Source organism: Brenneria roseae subsp. americana, from assembly GCF_003115815.1.
Lineage (GTDB): Bacteria > Pseudomonadota > Gammaproteobacteria > Enterobacterales > Enterobacteriaceae > Brenneria > Brenneria roseae.
In genome coordinates this window covers 17,244-34,810 of the sequence record NZ_QDKJ01000012.1, presented here as the reverse complement: position 1 = coordinate 34,810, position 17,567 = coordinate 17,244, and the positions used below count along the sequence as shown (strand labels likewise).

The window sequence follows — 17,567 nt, the reverse complement described above, 5'->3', positions numbered from 1 at the left end:
TAATGCGACGATTTTCTATTCTTTTGATTCATAACATCTTTTAAGGAGTTCCAACATGAGCCAGTCTGCTACTACGGACCTCAGCGTCAGCGAACGCTTCGCCCAGAGCCTCGCCAAGATCCGCTACGAGGATATTCCGGAAAAAACCCGCGGCGTCATTCTTGATGATCTTATCGACTGCTTCGGCCTGATTATCTCCGGGCGACACGCCCCCTATGTGCGCCAGCTTATCGACAGTTGCGACAGTGACGGCGAATGCACCGTGCCGGGCCAGTCCAGAGCCCTTGATGCGGCGGGAGCGGCCATGGTGAACGGGGCCGCCATCCACGGCGAGGACTTCGACGACACGCTGGAGGGCTCCCCCCTCCATGTCGGATGCTTCGCCGTCCCGGCCGTGCTGGCGGCCACCGAACGCTTCGGCCTGAGCGGCAAGAACCTGATGCTCGGCGTCGCCGTCGGAATGGAAGCCGCGAGCCGGCTCAACGCTGTCGCGCCGGGCAAGATCCACGCGCAGGGCTTCCATCCCACCGCCGCAATCGGACCGTTTGGCGCCGCCGCTGGCGTTTCCGCCGCACTCGGCCTGAGTCCGCAGACCATGGCCAGCGCCTTCGGCGTCGCCGGCAGCCTTGCCTCGGGCATCATCGAATATCTGGCGGAAGGGGCGTGGACCAAGCGCCTGCATCCCGGCTGGGCCGCACAGGCCGGCTATCGCGCCGCCCGCATCGCCCAGCAGGGCTTTCTCGCGCCGCGGCGGGTGTTCGACGGCAAGCACAGCTTCTATCATGCCTTCGCGCCGACGGCGCAACCCGCTTTCGAGCATCTCACCGAAGGCGTGGGCGAGAACTGGCGGATCGACGGCCTGACCTTCAAACCCTTTGCCAGCGGCACCATGACCCATCCCTACATGGATTGCATGATCCGCCTGGCGGCCGAAAACCACGATCCGGACGACATCGTCGACATTCTCTGCGAAACGAGCGACGGTTACGTCCATCGGCTGTGGGAGCCACTGGCGGAAAAGCACCAGCCCGGCAACGGCTACGCCGCCAAATTCAGCGTCCCCTGGTGCATGGCCATGGCCTATTTCGAGAAGGATGCGGGGCTGGCGCAATTCGCCGAGGAACTCGTCCACGATGCCAAGATTGTGCAGCTAGCCAAGAAGATCCGCTACGTCGTCGATCCGAACAACGAGTACCCGGCCAACTACACCGGCCACATCAAGGTCACCTTCCGTGACGGCAAGGTACGTGAAATCCGCCAGCCCTATATGCGCGGCAGTTCACGCGCCCCCCTGTCCCACGACGATCTGGTGCGCAAATTCCGTGGGAATATCATCTATGGAGGCTGGTCTCCCGCGATGGGAGAAAGGCTGCTGGACTTCCTGCTCGACATGCCGGCCCATCGCGATCTCACCGGACTGTGCATGTTCCGCCTGTGAGGTTCCAGTTCGGGCGCGGACTCGTCAACGGCCTGGCAGACTGTATCGACCAGGTGAATGAACTGCGGCGCTGAGATATCATTCTCAGCGCCGAATAAACGCCAATATGGTTCAGGCTGAACGCTTACGGACGTAAAAAAACCCGCCAATCCAGTAAGGATCCGCGGGTTTGTTTATTTTTCGGTGAAATCGTCTATTCCAGATATTCGCCGAAAATCAATTTGGTCGGTGAGAGAGGATTCGAACCTCCGACCCCTTCGTCCCGAACGAAGTGCGCTACCAGGCTGCGCCACTCACCGAGTGCGGCGCATATTACTGCGACCCTATTGAAGCGTCAATCCCTTTTTAGAAAAAGGATTATGCCTGTTTGTAAAGTGTCCGACCACCCTTCTATCATCCTTCCACCGACATCCCTGTCGGATATTTTTATCAACTGGACGGCTTATTACACCAGTTGTTTTTCGGGTTGATACCACCGTCGGGCGAGGTATATCCCAGACACCCCAAAATGGTATCAAACAGCTCTTCGTGACGATGGGTCTTACCGATCCGCTGCTGCGCCTTGAGCTGATCAAACGCATTCATGTTATTGGGTTCAGCCAGAAATTTATCCGATGCCCATACCATCATGGGAGAGCGAAACTGCTCCGGCGGCGCCATATCACGCGGAGTACCATGCAGGTGATAATTATCATTGATGGATTCGCCGTGATCGGAGGCATAGAACACCAACGCTTTTTTATCCCTGACCTGATCAATGACCCGATCGATAAAACTATCGGTATACAGCACACTGTTATCAAACGCGTTAATTAGCTGTTCGCGAGAGCAAGAAGCATCCACGCCCAGACACTCCGGCTGATAACGGGCATAGCTGCGGGGATAGCGCATGGAATAAAGATAATGCGACCCCTTGGTATGCAGCACAATCAAATGTTTTCCTTTCGGATAATAAGCCAGGGATTCCTTCACTTCATCCACCAGCAACATGTCATCCACTGACTTACCATCATTTTGTTTTTCAGACGCAATCATTTCACGGAAAGAGTAATTATCCGCCTCAATACTGTTGTAGAACCATACTTCGCTTTGCATTGCGAAAAGCTCAGAGGTGAATCCCAGCTCTTTCATCACGGCGAAAATGTTTTGCTCTTTCAATGTCCGCTGCGGGTTATCTTCCGTCCCGCCTTCGCGCACGAACATACAACGCAGGGAAAGCTTGGTTGAGGTATCACAAGATTGCCCCCGGAAAGCGACCAGATTCCGCTCCTTGGACAACTTCGGTGTCGTATCCCGTTCGTATCCCAGTAACCCCATATGATCCCAGCGAGTTGTTTCACCAATGATGAAAACCACATAGGTATCCTCAATCCCCTTCGGTGGAATGTATGTGAAATGCTTACCCGGATCGAAGAGGTTTGATGAATCCTGACTTTCGTCATATTTGGTATAGGCGAACAAACCTAATGCCGATATCCAGTTGGAGGGAAGATAGGAGTGAGCCACCACACCGCCATAGCTGGGAAGATCAACATTGGAGAGCTTTTCTGATACCGACTGGACCTTATCCATATAGCGAATTGGCAACCAGACAAGCGCCACCACCACCGCCAAAATCGTCAATGGCATCAGGCGCTTTCCGGGCGAGGTCAATTGCTCAATCAGCGTATGGCGTAACGTATTTTTCCAAATCAGAAACAGCGGCAATACGCTGACCGCGACCATCCATAGCACAAAGTGTAAGCCGACCACTTCTTTGGAAAGATCAACGTCGGTTGTCATTACCGCCGCAATAATGCCGTAGCCAATAACGACATTAAAAAACGTCATGTAATAGCTGGCAGCAACAGAAATCAGAACCAGCAGTGATGCCACCACACGGTAAAAATGGCGTCCCCCGAGTGAAATGATGCGCATCAGAAAAAAGGTGAATAATATACAGGCCGTCAATTCTATCAGTGCAGGAATAAACGCCGGGATCGTTTTACCTGATGGAATGGGGAAGGCATCAAGCCGTCGATAAAATACGGAGAGGTTGAGGAAAAGACCGATATAAATTGCCAGGACAAATGATAACTTCTGGTGTGATAAAGAATGAACAAACTTCATTGCAACAAGTGCTCCAGCAAAACTTATTTTATTATCTGAAGCTATACGACAACGGCGCTATGCCGTAGTTCAAACCACCAAACAAGAAGAATCTTTCCTTTAAACAGGGTAATACTCCTTAAAAACAACAACAAATAGATCATAAATAATAAAAACATATATTTATCAGCACTAAATTCTGACAAACAATGCGGAAAAAGCGGGTGATTCTCACCAGTTTTTCAAAATCCTGAACGTTAAGCATCTGGCATTAAAAGCATTGATGTCACATTTAACCGCAGACCGTTGATCGCCAATGCGTTATATTTTAATCCCTTCGCTATCCAACCGTGCAATAAACTCAACAATGATCGGATGCTGTAAAAAAGCCATGATCTCTTCAGCCCGTCTGGCGCCAATGCCTGAAAATTGCTGCCATTGCAACGCAGTGCGCTGCTGTAGCTGCTGCCAATGCGTATTTTCCAGCGCTTTTCTTGCCGACTTCGGGACAGGTGCGCCCAGCGCCAGTAGCCAACGTGACAAGGGTTGACGGCGGGCCGTTTGCAGACGCTCATAGATGCTATCTGCCCGCTTGTCACCCATCCCTTCCACCGACTTTACCTGTTCTGACGTCAGCGTTAGCCAGGATAAAATATCATTCAGCATGCCTTTTTCTACCAAACGCCGCCATATCCCTTCGCTGATACCGCCAAGATTGAGCCCATGCTCTCCACTCAGCCAGGATAGCCGGGCAAGCATCTGCTGTTGGCACGCCGAGCTGTACTGAAAGCAGCTGAAAGTATGAAAATCACTTTCTGCCGGGGGGATAATCACCGGGCGTTCCGCCACTCTCCAGACCACGCTATCCAGTCGGGGGATCCCATGTCCGGCCAAACCAATCGTGACCTGATCCCCTGGTAACACATCCCACTGCCTCCAGCGAGATAGCGAACCAACATGTACCCGACGGACAGACTTGTCATCCAACTGTAGTGGATTAAGGTTCAGCACCACGGTAATTTTCCCTGTCCGGCCAACCGAGAACACCACGCCATTAACTTCAGCAACCCGTTGCACCAGAGGATATTTCCAGGCTATGGCCCAATCGGCGGGCGTATCGCGCCAATAGCGCCCCTCCGGCGCTTTATCTTGTCGAATTACCACGCCGTCGGTCACAAAAGGCAGAGGACTGCGATACCAGACATCCCGCCATTTCTCAGCCTCCTCGAACGAAGCAATGCGATGGGTATAGTCGGCAGTCATGCCAAATCCCATCGTCCGTAACGCCTCAAGACGTTCAGACAACGTTGCTGGGCCATCCGGCCATTCCCAGATAAAAACCCCGATGCGCGATAATATCGCTGAAGATTGGTGCCGACGCATTTCTCCGGCGACCAGCGACCGGGCGTTAATTCCACCTTGCCGCTGTTGCCGATGATCGGTGACGTTGAGAAAAAGCTCACCCTGCAACACCAGCGTGGCGGGCGAATGTTCTAACGTTTGCGGAACCCCCGGAATATCCCGCACCTTGGCTGTCCAGTCCTCTCCTTGCCGGCCATTTCCGCGACTGATGGCGGATGTCAGCTTTCCCTGCTGATAAACCAAGGTTACCGCCACACCGTCTACCTTGGGCTGAACCCAGACGTCCTTACGTTGCCCTATCCACTGCATCAGTTGCCTGCGGTCAGCGAGCTTTTTCAAACCGGTATGCGCCACAGGATGAGTTTGTTTACCGTTATCGGGCAGCTTGATACGAGCGGACTCGGCATCAGGATGGAAACAGATTTGCCAATGGTCCAACTGTTTTCTGAGTTGGTCATACACCTCATCATCAACCTGGCTCTGTCCCAACCTATAGTAAGCGTCATCCCAGCTTTCCAACTGCTTTTGTAACGTATCGATTTCTTTATCCGCACGAACCACCGACCAATCGGGGCAAACCGATGCCGCTATCGAGACACAACTGATAAAACCGGACAACACCAGAATGAATAATTGTCTGAGCCAGCAATCCATACCGCCTCCCTGCATCAGAAAGATGCCGCAGTAAAACGCAGTGACAGAAGTAAAACGAGCCCGAAAAAGGAAAAATGCAAAGCGCTCCTCAAGATGCTTTACGACTTACAACAGAGGGAAAAGCCGCAGGAATCGGCTACGCAAATTGAATTAAACGTATTGGCAAGCCGAAAATTGAATGGCATAAGAGAAAAACATTCGGCGCTGATATTTATCGCAGCGCGACTGATGGCATATCGGTGTGTATAATGTGGGAAATGCGCATCCTGCCGCATCTGTACCGATTATATTTCAACGCTCAGATCGCATAGCCTGAAGATTGAAAGATGACTGGTATATTCCAATAATCGTAATTAATAAAACTTCACTATGGCTCAAGGCACGTTATATATCGTTTCCGCTCCCAGTGGGGCAGGAAAATCAAGTTTGATTCAGGCGCTATTAAAAACGCAGCCGTTGTATGACACGCAGGTATCGATTTCACATACCACTCGTGACCAAAGGCCGGGAGAGAAGCACGGCGAGCACTATTTCTTTGTCTCCGTTGATGAATTCAAGCGTATGATTCAGGAAAAAGAATTCCTGGAATATGCTGAGGTTTTCGGCAATTACTACGGGACATCCCGGCTAGCCATCGAACAGATATTAGCGACGGGCGTAGACGTGTTTCTGGATATTGACTGGCAGGGCGCTCAGCAAATCCGTAGCCAGATGCCGCAGTCGCGCAGTATTTTCATACTGCCTCCGTCGAAAGAGGAACTGGCACGCCGCCTGCGAGGCCGGGGGCAGGATAGTGAAGAGATTATCGCCCGCCGTATGGCGCAGGCGGTAGCTGAAATGACACACTACAGCGAGTATGATTATTTAATTGTGAATGACGATTTCGATCTGGCTTTGCTTGACCTGAAAACCATTATTCGCGCAGAACGTCTGCTTCTGAGCAGACAAAAAGTACGGCATGGTGCATTAATCACCAAACTATTGGCAGACTGACGCCTCTTTCAGTATGATGCGCAGTCATTTTATTTCCTGTGGAGTAGCACATTTATGGCACGCGTAACTGTTCAAGACGCTGTAGAGAAAATTGGTAACCGTTTTGACCTGGTGTTGGTCGCTGCTCGTCGCGCCCGTCAGATCCAGACAGGCGGTAAAGATCCGCTGGTACCGGAAGAAAACGATAAGTACACCGTGATCGCGCTGCGTGAGATCGAAGAAGGTCTGATCAACGCCCAGATTCTGGACGTTCGTGACCGTCAGGAGCAGCAAGAGCAGGAAGCCGCGGAAATTCAGGCGGTTACCGCGATTGCTGAAGGCCGTCGTTAATTAGCCCACGAGTCGCCTTTGTACATTTTCGAAAGCCTTAATCTGCTGATTCAACGTTATCTGCCGGAAGACCAGATAAAACGTTTACAGCAGGCGTATCTCGTTGCACGTGATGCTCACGAGGGGCAGACTCGCTCCAGCGGCGAACCTTATATCACTCATCCGGTCGCGGTGGCCTGTATTCTGGCCGAGATGCGTCTCGACTATGAAACGCTGATGGCCGCATTATTGCATGATGTGATAGAGGATACGCCCGCCACCTATCAGGATATGGAACAGCTTTTTGGTAAAAGCGTTGCTGAACTGGTAGAGGGCGTTTCCAAGCTGGATAAACTGAAGTTTCGCGATAAGAAAGAAGCGCAGGCTGAAAACTTTCGCAAAATGATCATGGCGATGGTGCAGGATATCCGCGTCATTCTGATCAAACTGGCTGACCGCACCCATAACATGCGTACACTGGGTTCGCTGCGCCCGGACAAACGGCGCCGTATTGCCCGTGAAACGTTGGAAATATACAGCCCGTTGGCTCACCGACTGGGTATTCACCATCTAAAAACCGAGCTTGAAGAGCTGGGTTTTGAAGCGCTTTACCCCAACCGTTACCGCGTGATTAAAGAAGTCGTCAAAGCTGCCCGTGGTAACCGGAAAGAGATGATTCAAAAAATCCTCGCCGAGATTGAGGGGCGCTTGACCGAAGCCGGAATGGCCTGCCGAGTCAGCGGTCGCGAAAAACACCTTTACTCTATCTACTGCAAAATGCACCTGAAAGAACAGCGTTTCCATTCGATTATGGATATTTACGCCTTTCGGGTCATCGTTAAGGAAGTGGACACCTGTTATCGCGTGTTAGGTCAGGTACACAGCCTGTATAAACCGCGTCCCGGACGGGTAAAAGACTATATAGCCATCCCCAAGGCCAACGGCTATCAATCGCTGCATACCTCGCTGATTGGTCCGCATGGCGTACCGGTGGAAGTACAAATCCGCACCGATGATATGGATCAGATGGCGGAAATGGGCGTTGCCGCGCATTGGGCTTACAAAGAAGGCGAAAGCAGCACCACCGCACAGGTTCGGGCGCAACGCTGGATGCAAAGCCTGCTGGAATTACAGCAGAGCGCAGGCAGCTCCTTTGAGTTTATCGAAAGCGTTAAGTCCGATCTCTTTCCAGATGAAATGTATGTGTTCACGCCGGAAGGCAGAATTGTGGAATTGCCCGCAGGCGCGACGCCGGTGGATTTTGCCTATGCCGTACACACAGACATTGGTCATGCCTGCGTCGGAGCCAGAGTGGACCGGCAGCCTTACCCGCTATCTCAATCGCTGACCAGCGGACAAACCGTTGAAATCATTACCGCACCAGGCGCAAGACCGAATGCGGCCTGGCTGAATTTCGTCGTCAGCTCGCGCGCGCGCGCCAAAATCAGGCAGATGCTGAAAAACCTCAAACGTGATGATTCGGTCAGCCTGGGGCGGCGTTTGCTGAATCACGCGCTGGGAAGCGGCCGTAAACTGTCAGATATTCCGGAAAAGAACATTCAGCTTGAGCTGGAGAGAATGAAGCTCGCGACGCTGGACGATCTGATGGCGGAAATCGGTATGGGTAATGCCATGAGCGTGGTGGTGGCGAAAAACCTGCTCAACGAACAATCCCAGCAGGGGAATACCGGGTTGCGCAAATTGCCAATTAAGGGCGCGGATGGCGTTATGATTTCCTTCGCGAAATGCTGCCGACCTATCCCGGGCGATCCCATTATTGCCCACGTCAGTCCGGGAAAAGGGCTGGTGATCCACCACGAATCCTGTCGTAATATCCGCGGCTACCAGAAAGAACCCGAGAAGTTCATGGCGGTTGAATGGGATAAAGTGACCGAGCAAGAGTTTATTGCTGAAATTAAGGTGGATATGTTTAACCATCAGGGCGCATTGGCCAATCTGACGGCAGCGATTAATGCCGCGAACTCCAATATTCAAAGTATCAATACGGAAGAAAGAGACGGCCGCGTATACAGCGCGTTTATCCGCCTTACCACGCTCGACCGCGTTCATCTGGCCAACATTATGCGTAAGATCCGCGTGATGCCGGATGTGATAAAAGTTAACCGTAACCGAAATTAAATGTTATGACCCCTCAACGTTATGCACGCATAAGAGAGATGCTGACCTGTCGTCAGCCCGATCTGACGATTTGCATGGAGCAGGTGCATAAACCCCATAATATTTCCGCGGTGATCCGTACCGCCGATGCGGTTGGCGTTCATCAAATTCATGCTGTTTGGCCCACCAGCCGCATGAAAACGCTGGTCTCTTCCGCTGCGGGCAGCAACAGCTGGGTCGAAGTCAAAACGCACCGCACCATTCATGACGCCGTCAGCTATCTAAAATCAACGGGTATGCAGGTTCTGGCTACCCACTTGTCTGAACAAGCCGTCGATTTTCGCGACATTGATTACACACGTCCGACCTGCATTCTGCTGGGGCAGGAAAAAACCGGTATTACGGCGGAAGCGCTGAAGCTGGCGGATCGGGATATCATCATTCCAATGACCGGTATGGTGCAGTCGCTGAATGTCTCCGTCGCATCCGCCTTGATTTTGTATGAGGCTCAGCGGCAGCGTCAGATGGCAGGCATGTATCAACGCGACGATAGCCCGTTGGAAAAGGAAGAACAGCAGTGTCTGCTGTTTGAAGGGGGTTATCCGGTGTTGGCACGCGTAGCCAAACGTAAAGGTTTACCCCGCCCTTATATCGATGATAGCGGCCAGATCGTTGCCGATGCCCCCTGGTGGGCGGCAATGCAAGCGTCGGAGTCCTGATGCAAGGTCGCCTGCTGCACACCCAACCGCTGAGCACGCTTGCTGGCGTGGGTGCCAGTCAGGCCGCAAAACTCGCCCGTATCGGACTGGAAACCGTTCAGGATTTGTTGCTTCACCTGCCGTTGCGCTATGAAGATCGTACCCACCTTTATGCGATCGGCGATCTCCTTCCGGGTATGTATGCCACCGTGGAAGGCGAAGTATTACGTCATGACATCTCGTTTGGCCGCCGCCGTATGCTAACCTGCCAAATCAGTGATGGCAGCGGTATGCTGACCATGCGCTTTTTCAATTTCAACGCCGCAATGAAAAACAGTCTGGCTCCCGGTCAGCGAGTCACCGCCTATGGTGAAATCAAGCGTGGTAAAATTGGCGCTGAAATTATCCACCCGGAGTACCGGGTGCAAGGGGATCACTCTCAGGTTGAATTACAGGAATCCCTGACGCCGGTTTACCCCACGACGGAAGGGGTTCGTCAGGCAACGTTGCGTAAGTTAACCGATCAGGCGCTGGCTTTGCTGGATGCCAATCCCATCGATGAACTGTTGCCAGAAGAACTGAGCCACTCGCTTATCAGTCTGCCGGAAGCCCTGCATATCCTGCATCGTCCACCGCCTGATATGCAACTCAGCGAGCTTGAGCAGGGTAAGCACCCGGCGCAGCAGCGGCTTATCATGGAAGAGTTGCTGGCACATAATCTGAGTATGCTGGCGGTTCGTGCCGGTGCCCAGCGTTATCGGGCATTATCACTGCCGGTCAATGATCGCCTTAAACAGCGCCTGCTTGCCAACCTGCCTTTCTCGCCCACACAGGCGCAGGATCGGGTCGTCGGCGAAATTGAAGCTGACATGGTCAACGATTTTCCCATGATGCGACTGGTTCAAGGGGATGTAGGGTCAGGCAAAACGCTGGTTGCTGCGCTAGCGGCACTACGCGCTATCGCGAACGGTAAACAGGTGGCGCTCATGGCTCCCACCGAGTTACTGGCGGAGCAACATGCCTATAATTTTCGTCAGTGGTTTGAACCACTGGGGATTGAAGTGGGCTGGCTGGCCGGAAAGCAAAAAGGGAAAGCCCGTCAGGCACAGCAAGAGGCCATTGCCAGCGGTCAAGTATCTATGGTGGTAGGTACGCATGCCATCTTCCAGCAGCAGGTAAAATTTAATGGACTGGCGCTGGTGATTATTGATGAACAACACCGTTTCGGTGTACATCAACGTCTGGCCCTGTGGGAAAAAGGCGAAGAGCAGGGATTTCATCCTCACCAGCTCATCATGACGGCGACACCGATCCCCAGAACGCTGGCGATGACCGCTTACGCCGATCTGGATACCTCCGTCATTGACGAACTGCCGCCGGGAAGAACGCCCGTTACCACTGTCGCTATCCCTGATTCACGCCGTAGTGACATTATTCAGCGCGTGAACAGCGCCTGTCAGCAGGAAGGTCGGCAAGCCTATTGGGTTTGTACGCTGATTGAAGAATCCGAGCTATTGGAAGCCCAGGCCGCCGAGGCAACCTGTGCGGAGCTGAAAGCGGCGTTGCCCGGACTTTCCGTCGGGCTGGTACATGGTCGGATGAAAGCGCAGGAAAAACAGGCCGTCATGCAAGCTTTCAAACAGGGGGAACTGCAATTGTTAGTTGCCACGACGGTTATCGAAGTTGGCGTCGACGTTCCTAATGCCAGCCTGATGATTATCGAAAACCCAGAGAGGCTGGGGCTGGCGCAGCTTCATCAGTTACGTGGCCGGGTTGGCCGTGGTGCGGTTGCCTCACACTGCGTACTGCTTTATAAAACCCCGCTTAGCAAAACGGCGCAGAAACGTCTTCAGGTATTGCGCGATAGCAACGATGGATTTGTCATTGCGCAACGCGATTTGGAAATTCGTGGCCCCGGTGAGTTATTGGGCACCCGCCAGACGGGTAATGCCGAGTTCAAAGTGGCGGACCTGCTACGCGATCAGGCGTTAATCCCGCAGATACAGCGTGTCGCCCGCCACCTTCATCAACGTTACCCAGAACATGCCAAGGCATTGATTGAACGTTGGTTACCGGAACGAACCCGCTATACCAATGCCTGAACATCAGGCCATGTTACTGCGCCTCATCCAATAACCCTTCAAATAACAAGTCATTATCTACCAGATGAATTTCATATCAGAAACAGCGTTTCGCAAACGTTTGCTTTTGCCAAAGAGATCATTAAAATGCCCTCTTTGTCATTTCAGGTACGCCAACTATTATGACCATCACCACCACGGATATCCCTCAGCCAGATATGGCCGCCGCCCCTAAACGCAGCGAATTAATCTACCGTCTGGAGGACAGACCTCCTCTGCCGCAGACCCTGTTTGCAGCCTGTCAGCATCTGCTGGCGATGTTTGTCGCGGTGATCACGCCAGCCATGCTGATTTGTCAGGCATTGGGATTGCCGGCACAGGACACACAGCACATCATCAGCATGTCGCTTTTTGCCTCTGGCCTTGCTTCTATTTTGCAGATTAAAACCTGGGGCCCCGTAGGCTCAGGCCTGCTGTCTATTCAGGGCACCAGCTTTAATTTTGTTACCCCATTGATTATGGGCGGCCTGGCGCTGAAAAACGGGGGGGCGGATGTTCCCACCATGATGGCGGCCTTGTTCGGTACGCTGATGGTCGCTTCCTGCACAGAAATTGTCCTTTCGCGCTTTTTGCACCTTGCGCGCCGCATTATCACCCCGCTGGTATCAGGAATTGTGGTGATGATTATCGGTCTGTCGCTGATTCAGGTTGGCCTGACATCGATCGGCGGCGGCTATGCCGCGATGAACGATAATACCTTTGGCGCCCCGAAAAATCTGTTGCTGGCAGGTATCGTTCTGGCCGTGATTATTGTACTGAATCGCCAGCGTAACCCCTATCTGCGCGTGGCATCGCTGGTGATAGCCATGGCGGTAGGTTATCTGGGCGCGTGGATCATGGATATGCTGCCGGGCAGCGCACCGGCAGCGGAAAGTTCACTCATCATGGTGCCAACGCCGTTGTATTACGGTCTGGGCTTTGACTGGAATTTGCTCATCCCGCTCATGCTGGTCTTCATGGTGACCTCACTGGAAACCATTGGCGATATTACCGCCACCTCCGACGTATCAGAACAACCGGTCAGCGGGCCGCTGTACATGAAACGCTTAAAGGGCGGCGTATTGGCAAACGGCCTGAATTCCTGCCTGTCAGCAGTTTTCAATACATTCCCGAACTCCTGCTTTGGTCAGAACAACGGCGTCATTCAACTCACCGGCGTTGCCAGTCGCTATGTCGGTTTTGTCGTTGCACTGATGCTGATCGTTCTGGGACTGTTCCCGGCCGTCAGCGGCTTTGTACAGCATATTCCTGAGCCGGTACTGGGCGGCGCGACAATCGTCATGTTTGGTACTATCGCTGCATCCGGCGTTCGTATCGTGTCTCGCGAGCCGTTGAATCGCCGCGCGATCATGATTATCGCGCTTTCTCTGGCCGTAGGTCTGGGTGTGTCACAGCAGCCGCTGATTCTGCAATTCGCGCCTGAGTGGATGAAAACGCTGCTTTCTTCCGGTATTGCTGCGGGTGGTATCACCGCAATCGTACTGAATCTGGTTTTCCCCCAGGAAGAGAAATAATACCCGCCAGCGTCAATCACGCTGGCTATACCCGATATATTTTACGTTACAGGGATATATACCCTAAATAATTCGAGTTGCGGGAAGGCGGCAAGGGAAGGAATCCCGATGAGCTTACTCAGGTAAGTGATTCGGGTGACTGAGCGCAGCCAACGCACATGCAACTTGAAGTATGACGGGTATACACCAATAAAAGCGACGCGTGGTGCAACACGGGTCGCTTTTTACTGTCTGTAACTGCATTATCTATTGAGCCTTATGGGCAATTGCGGCATAAACTCAGTATCCCTGACGATTGGCATGGACAGACACGATGAAATTTCTCGGGAAATTATTGCTGACGCTACTCCTGCTGGTATTACTGGCGCTGGTTATTTTATATGTATTACTGCAAACGGCATGGGCGGCAGGCTGGGTTAGCAATTGGGTGAATCAAAATACAAATTATCAGCTTTCATTAGGCAAAATTAGCCATGACTGGTCTTCACTCAACCATATTCAGTTGAAAGACGTCACCTTTGGTCATAAGGACCAGCCGCCGACACTCTCAGCCCCCACCGTCTCGGTCGGTCTTGGTATGCGTCAGATCACCGATCCGCGTCACTTTTCCAGCCTGGAACTGGAAGGCGGTACGCTGAATCTGTCGTCCACGGCCGTTACGCTGCCTATCGAAGCAGACATTTTACAATTACGGTCGATGGCATTGCAGGCGCAGGATGGCGACTGGCGTTTGAATGGTCAGGTAATCAACGGTGGCATCACCCCCTGGCAGCCAGAAGCGGGATATCTACTGGGCAAGCAAGGCCGCTTTCAGCTCAGCGCCCGTTCATTGCGGCTTAATGATATTCCTGCCAGTCAGGTTCTGATGCAAGGCGAAATCAACCAGAACCAGCTTATTTTGAGTAACTTCGGTGCCGATGTGGCGCAGGGTCAGCTCACAGGCAACGCCAGCCGCGGGGAAGATGGCAGTTGGCAAATTGGTAACCTGCGACTGAGCAACGTTCGCCTCCAAACACCGCGGGCCATACAGGATTTCTGGGAACCGATCACTGCAATTCCGTCCGTGGCGGTCAATCGCTTCGATTTGATTGATGCCCGAATTGAAGGGCCGGGATGGGCGTTTATCGATCTTGATGTGACGTTGCAGGATGTCACCTTTAAAAAAGGTGATTGGGAAAGCGAGGACGGCGAACTGTCCTTCAACGCCACCGATATTGTCAACGGCAGTATGCACTTCATCGACCCCATCGTTAATCTGGCTCTCTCACCGGACGGCGTGGATATCAAGCAGTTTACTACACGCTGGGAAGGTGGCCTGCTGCGAACCAACGGTAGCTGGCAACGTAGTAACCACCGTCTGCTGTTGAATGAATTTGTCGTGGCGGGCATGGAATACACCCTGCCGGCCGACTGGCGTCAGCATTGGCAAACGTCGCTGCCTGACTGGCTGACAGAGGTGACTATCCGAAAATTCACGGCGAACCGCAATCTGCTGATCGATATCAACCCGGATTTTCCCTTCCAGCTTACCGCGCTGGATGGATACGGCAGCGATCTGGTGCTGGCGCGTAATCATGAATGGGGCATTTGGGCTGGCAGCCTGAATCTGAATGCCAGCGATGCCACCTTCAATAAGGTGGATATCCGACGTCCGTCATTGGCTTTGACCGCCACCGACAGTCAGATTTCCATCACCGATCTCAGCACATTTACGCAGGCGGGCCTGCTGGAAGCTAAAGCCACCATCAGTCAACAGCCTGCCCGTGAGTTTTCATTTACGATGAGCGGACGTTCCGTCCCGATGGATATCTTGACGCGCTGGGGATGGCCGACATCACCCTCTGCCCCCGCAGGCAATTCGAATCTGCAATTGCAGCTTAATGGGCAGCTTGCCGCCAGTACGCCGTTGAAACCAACGTTAACTGGTTCACTTCAAGGCGTTGACAGTAACGGGCAGCCTATCAATCAGCAAATGCATCAAGGAACATTAACGACGCATACCGAGCAGTAAACATCATCACGGGTGATGGCGATAACGCCATCACCGTATTTCCGACCCGCCTTGTTCCAGAGGATCTTCCGGCTTCGCGGGTAAAACAATATAAATCCCTTCAAACAAGGCGCCTTTTATATCATCGCCAAACAGCTCCACATTCAGTTGGACTCTGGCTTTGCGCCCACGGGCAAGGCGATCCAAATCACCGCTTAGTGAGCCAAGATCGGCAACCGCACTTGGCCTGCCCATCACGGGTGTGCTGTAACGAATATGCGCATCAGCCAGAATAATCGTTCCGCCCAAATGCCTTTCACGCAATAACAGCCAGATCAATCCCCAGCCTGTCAGCGTAGCAAGCGAAAACATACTCCCGGCAAACAGCGTGTGATGAGGATTCTGATTACCTGTTTCCGGCATTGTAGTAATAAATTTCTGCCCGGTGTATTGGCTGATGCGCACGCCCATTTTTTCGCTCAGCGGAATATGCTCATACCAGGCCTGCTGTAACTGACCGCACCAATCCGGACGATGTAAAATATCATCCAGCGTCGCAACCGGTTTAATCATCAGAAAATGTCGTATCGGCGTAGTCTGTGGCGCGGTGATTTCGCCCTGATTGACAAACCCCAGCTTGGCGAAGAAATCGATGGCGTCTTCACGCGCGCTGCATACTACGCGCTTTACTCCTTCCTGACGCGCCACCGACTCCAGAGTCATGGCCAGCAATGTCCCTAACCCTTTCCCCCTAACCTGCGGATGTACCGCTAAAAACCGGATTGCCGCTTCATTATCGGCATTGATGGAAAGGCGTCCAATCGCCACCAGCCGCCCTTGTTCGTCAACCACGGTCTGATGGTGCGCCAGCGCGTCATAGGCGTCACGCTCAGAGCCAAGAGGCTGATGCAGAGGTTTACGCAGCATCTCCCAGCGGAACTGATAGTACGCATCAAGTTCTTCGGCGCTTTCAGGTACTCTCAGGTGGTACATAACCATTCCCCTTTAAAACCATGCTTAATGAAAACCACATCTCATTAAAAAATACGTCATACCTGTAACCAGAAGGTCACCGGACCATCATTAACCAATGCGACTTTCATGTCTGCGGCAAAACATCCTGTTTCCGTATGAATAGCCCGTTCACGGCACTGTCCGACGAAATACTGATAGAGACGATCGGCCTGCGCTGGCGCCGCGCCGCGGGAAAAACCGGGACGCATTCCTCTCTGGGTATCAGCCACCAGCGTAAATTGCGACACCACGAGTACACTGCCGCCGGCCTGACTGACATTAAGGTTCATTTTGCCATTTTCATCACCGAATATTCGGTAACCCAAAACCCGTTCGCAAAGCCGCTCAGCCTTTTGTTCATCATCGCCTTGCTCAACGCCCAGCAATACCAGTAATCCTTGCCCAATTTCCCCCACAATCGCATGGTCTACGGTGACACTGGCGCTGGAAACTCGCTGAATTAACGCGATCATAGAACGTTTTCACTCCTGTTTTTATGATGTTGGCAGGCTTCATCGCAGAAAGGTACGATGAAACCGATTAACAATGGCTTACACACTGGCCGTGGCTGACTGTGTGGCGAAAAAGTCCGGGATCGCCTGACGATCGGTCACCAGAATACTGTGGATCCCCAGCGCCTGGGCAGCGGCAACATTGGCGGGGTTATCATCAAAGAAGATTGCCTGCTCCGGCGCGACGCCTTCCTGCGTCAACACATACTGATAGATAGCCGCTTCTGGCTTGCGTAAACCGATATCCTGTGACAGATAAAGACGATCGGCTGCGTTCTCCACTTCGGGGAACAAAACCGGCCAATGACCACAGTGCAGGCGGTTGGTATTGGAAAGAATGACGACACGATGCCCATCCTTTCGCAGCTGCTGCATGATCGCGATCGCCTCCGGACGCAATGCCACAAAAATAGCCTGCCAGCCCGCGGAAAACTGCTCGAAGCTCAACGAAATCCCCATTTCATGACATAGCTGTTCAGCAAATTCTTCATCACTGATTTCGCCACGTTCATGCTGTTCAAACGCTTCTCCCATGACAAAACGCTCTTTCAGCGTCGCCAGCGGCGCACTGCTGAGATTGCTCCAAACGCCTAAAACCCGGTTGAAATCAATATCGATGACGACGTTGCCCAAATCGAAGATATAAAGCATGGTCTCTCCTCCTGATATAACCGTTGGTTTTTCACTGTAGCGGGAAATCGCAAAACTGAACAGGGAGGATGAACAGGAAAAAATG

General features: G+C 52.7%; 13 protein-coding genes and 1 tRNA gene. 8 read left to right on the top strand and 6 right to left on the bottom strand.

The window, feature by feature from the left end; genetic code table 11:
• Positions 1–55 precede the first annotated feature (55 nt).
• A complete protein-coding gene (locus B4923_RS15050) occupies positions 56–1,438 on the top strand; it encodes an MmgE/PrpD family protein (RefSeq protein WP_109055187.1) in 1,383 nt (460 codons plus the stop codon).
• Between the two features lie 222 nt (positions 1,439–1,660).
• On the opposite strand, the gene B4923_RS15045 is transcribed toward B4923_RS15050, so the two are convergent.
• From B4923_RS15045 to ligB, 3 genes are all read right to left on the bottom strand, one after another.
• A tRNA-Pro gene (locus B4923_RS15045) sits at positions 1,661–1,737 on the bottom strand.
• A 130-nt stretch (positions 1,738–1,867) separates the two neighbouring features.
• Complete coding sequence (gene eptB / locus B4923_RS15040) at positions 1,868–3,547, bottom strand: kdo(2)-lipid A phosphoethanolamine 7''-transferase (RefSeq protein ID WP_109055186.1); 1,680 nt, start codon at positions 3,545–3,547, stop codon at positions 1,868–1,870.
• A gap of 300 nt (positions 3,548–3,847) precedes the next feature.
• Positions 3,848–5,542, bottom strand: a complete 1,695-nt coding sequence (gene ligB, locus B4923_RS15035; RefSeq protein ID WP_109055185.1) for an NAD-dependent DNA ligase LigB — start codon at positions 5,540–5,542, stop codon at positions 3,848–3,850.
• A gap of 369 nt (positions 5,543–5,911) precedes the next feature.
• On the opposite strand from ligB, the gene gmk reads away from it, so the two are divergent.
• The 7 genes from gmk (at position 5,912) to B4923_RS14995 (ending at position 15,326) form a co-directional block, all read left to right on the top strand.
• Complete coding sequence (gmk, locus tag B4923_RS15030) at positions 5,912–6,535, top strand: guanylate kinase (RefSeq protein ID WP_109055184.1); 624 nt, start codon at positions 5,912–5,914, stop codon at positions 6,533–6,535.
• Between the two features lie 54 nt (positions 6,536–6,589).
• The gene (gene rpoZ, locus B4923_RS15025) at positions 6,590–6,865 is read left to right on the top strand and encodes a DNA-directed RNA polymerase subunit omega (RefSeq protein WP_009115009.1); all 276 of its coding nucleotides are present in this window, start codon (positions 6,590–6,592) and stop codon (positions 6,863–6,865) included.
• 18 nt (positions 6,866–6,883) lie between these two features.
• Positions 6,884–8,983, top strand: a complete 2,100-nt coding sequence (gene spoT, locus B4923_RS15020) for a bifunctional GTP diphosphokinase/guanosine-3',5'-bis pyrophosphate 3'-pyrophosphohydrolase (protein WP_109055183.1) — start codon at positions 6,884–6,886, stop codon at positions 8,981–8,983.
• A gap of 5 nt (positions 8,984–8,988) precedes the next feature.
• The gene (gene trmH, locus B4923_RS15015; RefSeq protein ID WP_109055182.1) at positions 8,989–9,681 is read left to right on the top strand and encodes a tRNA (guanosine(18)-2'-O)-methyltransferase TrmH; all 693 of its coding nucleotides are present in this window, start codon (positions 8,989–8,991) and stop codon (positions 9,679–9,681) included.
• Positions 9,681–11,762 carry an ATP-dependent DNA helicase RecG gene (recG, locus tag B4923_RS15010; protein ID WP_109055181.1) on the top strand — a complete coding sequence of 694 codons (2,082 nt, stop codon included), beginning with the start codon at positions 9,681–9,683 and terminating at the stop codon, positions 11,760–11,762. Before trmH ends, recG begins: the two co-directional genes overlap by 1 nt.
• A gap of 161 nt (positions 11,763–11,923) precedes the next feature.
• Positions 11,924–13,315, top strand: a complete 1,392-nt coding sequence (locus B4923_RS15005; protein ID WP_109055180.1) for a nucleobase:cation symporter-2 family protein — start codon at positions 11,924–11,926, stop codon at positions 13,313–13,315.
• 313 nt (positions 13,316–13,628) lie between these two features.
• Positions 13,629–15,326: an AsmA family protein gene (locus B4923_RS14995; protein ID WP_109055179.1), complete on the top strand. Its 1,698-nt coding sequence runs from the start codon at positions 13,629–13,631 to the stop codon at positions 15,324–15,326.
• Positions 15,327–15,356: 30 nt separating this feature from the next.
• Here the strand turns inward: B4923_RS14995 and fabY are convergent, their stop codons facing one another.
• The 3 genes from fabY to yihX form a co-directional block, all read right to left on the bottom strand.
• Positions 15,357–16,298, bottom strand: a complete 942-nt coding sequence (fabY, locus tag B4923_RS14990) for a fatty acid biosynthesis protein FabY (RefSeq protein ID WP_109055178.1) — start codon at positions 16,296–16,298, stop codon at positions 15,357–15,359.
• Between the two features lie 56 nt (positions 16,299–16,354).
• Positions 16,355–16,792, bottom strand: coding sequence for a D-aminoacyl-tRNA deacylase (gene dtd / locus B4923_RS14985; protein ID WP_109055177.1), 438 nt, complete (start codon positions 16,790–16,792; stop codon positions 16,355–16,357).
• A 78-nt stretch (positions 16,793–16,870) separates the two neighbouring features.
• On the bottom strand, positions 16,871–17,482 hold the full coding sequence (yihX, locus tag B4923_RS14980) for a glucose-1-phosphatase (protein ID WP_109055293.1): 612 nt from the start codon (positions 17,480–17,482) through the stop codon (positions 16,871–16,873).
• Positions 17,483–17,567: the final 85 nt, after the last annotated feature.

Excerpts from the sequence above, each read along its gene's own strand:
- B4923_RS15050 (WP_109055187.1), top strand. The coding sequence starts at position 56 with ATGAGCCAGTCTGCTACTACGGACCTCAGCGTCAGCGAACGCTTCGCC.
- eptB (WP_109055186.1), bottom strand. The coding sequence starts at position 3,547 with ATGAAGTTTGTTCATTCTTTATCACACCAGAAGTTATCATTTGTCCTG.
- ligB (WP_109055185.1), bottom strand. The coding sequence starts at position 5,542 with ATGGATTGCTGGCTCAGACAATTATTCATTCTGGTGTTGTCCGGTTTT.
- gmk (WP_109055184.1), top strand. The coding sequence starts at position 5,912 with ATGGCTCAAGGCACGTTATATATCGTTTCCGCTCCCAGTGGGGCAGGA.
- rpoZ (WP_009115009.1), top strand. The coding sequence starts at position 6,590 with ATGGCACGCGTAACTGTTCAAGACGCTGTAGAGAAAATTGGTAACCGT.
- trmH (WP_109055182.1), top strand. The coding sequence starts at position 8,989 with ATGACCCCTCAACGTTATGCACGCATAAGAGAGATGCTGACCTGTCGT.
- recG (WP_109055181.1), top strand. The coding sequence starts at position 9,681 with ATGCAAGGTCGCCTGCTGCACACCCAACCGCTGAGCACGCTTGCTGGC.
- B4923_RS15005 (WP_109055180.1), top strand. The coding sequence starts at position 11,924 with ATGACCATCACCACCACGGATATCCCTCAGCCAGATATGGCCGCCGCC.
- B4923_RS14995 (WP_109055179.1), top strand. The coding sequence starts at position 13,629 with ATGAAATTTCTCGGGAAATTATTGCTGACGCTACTCCTGCTGGTATTA.
- fabY (WP_109055178.1), bottom strand. The coding sequence starts at position 16,298 with ATGTACCACCTGAGAGTACCTGAAAGCGCCGAAGAACTTGATGCGTAC.
- dtd (WP_109055177.1), bottom strand. The coding sequence starts at position 16,792 with ATGATCGCGTTAATTCAGCGAGTTTCCAGCGCCAGTGTCACCGTAGAC.
- yihX (WP_109055293.1), bottom strand. The coding sequence starts at position 17,482 with ATGCTTTATATCTTCGATTTGGGCAACGTCGTCATCGATATTGATTTC.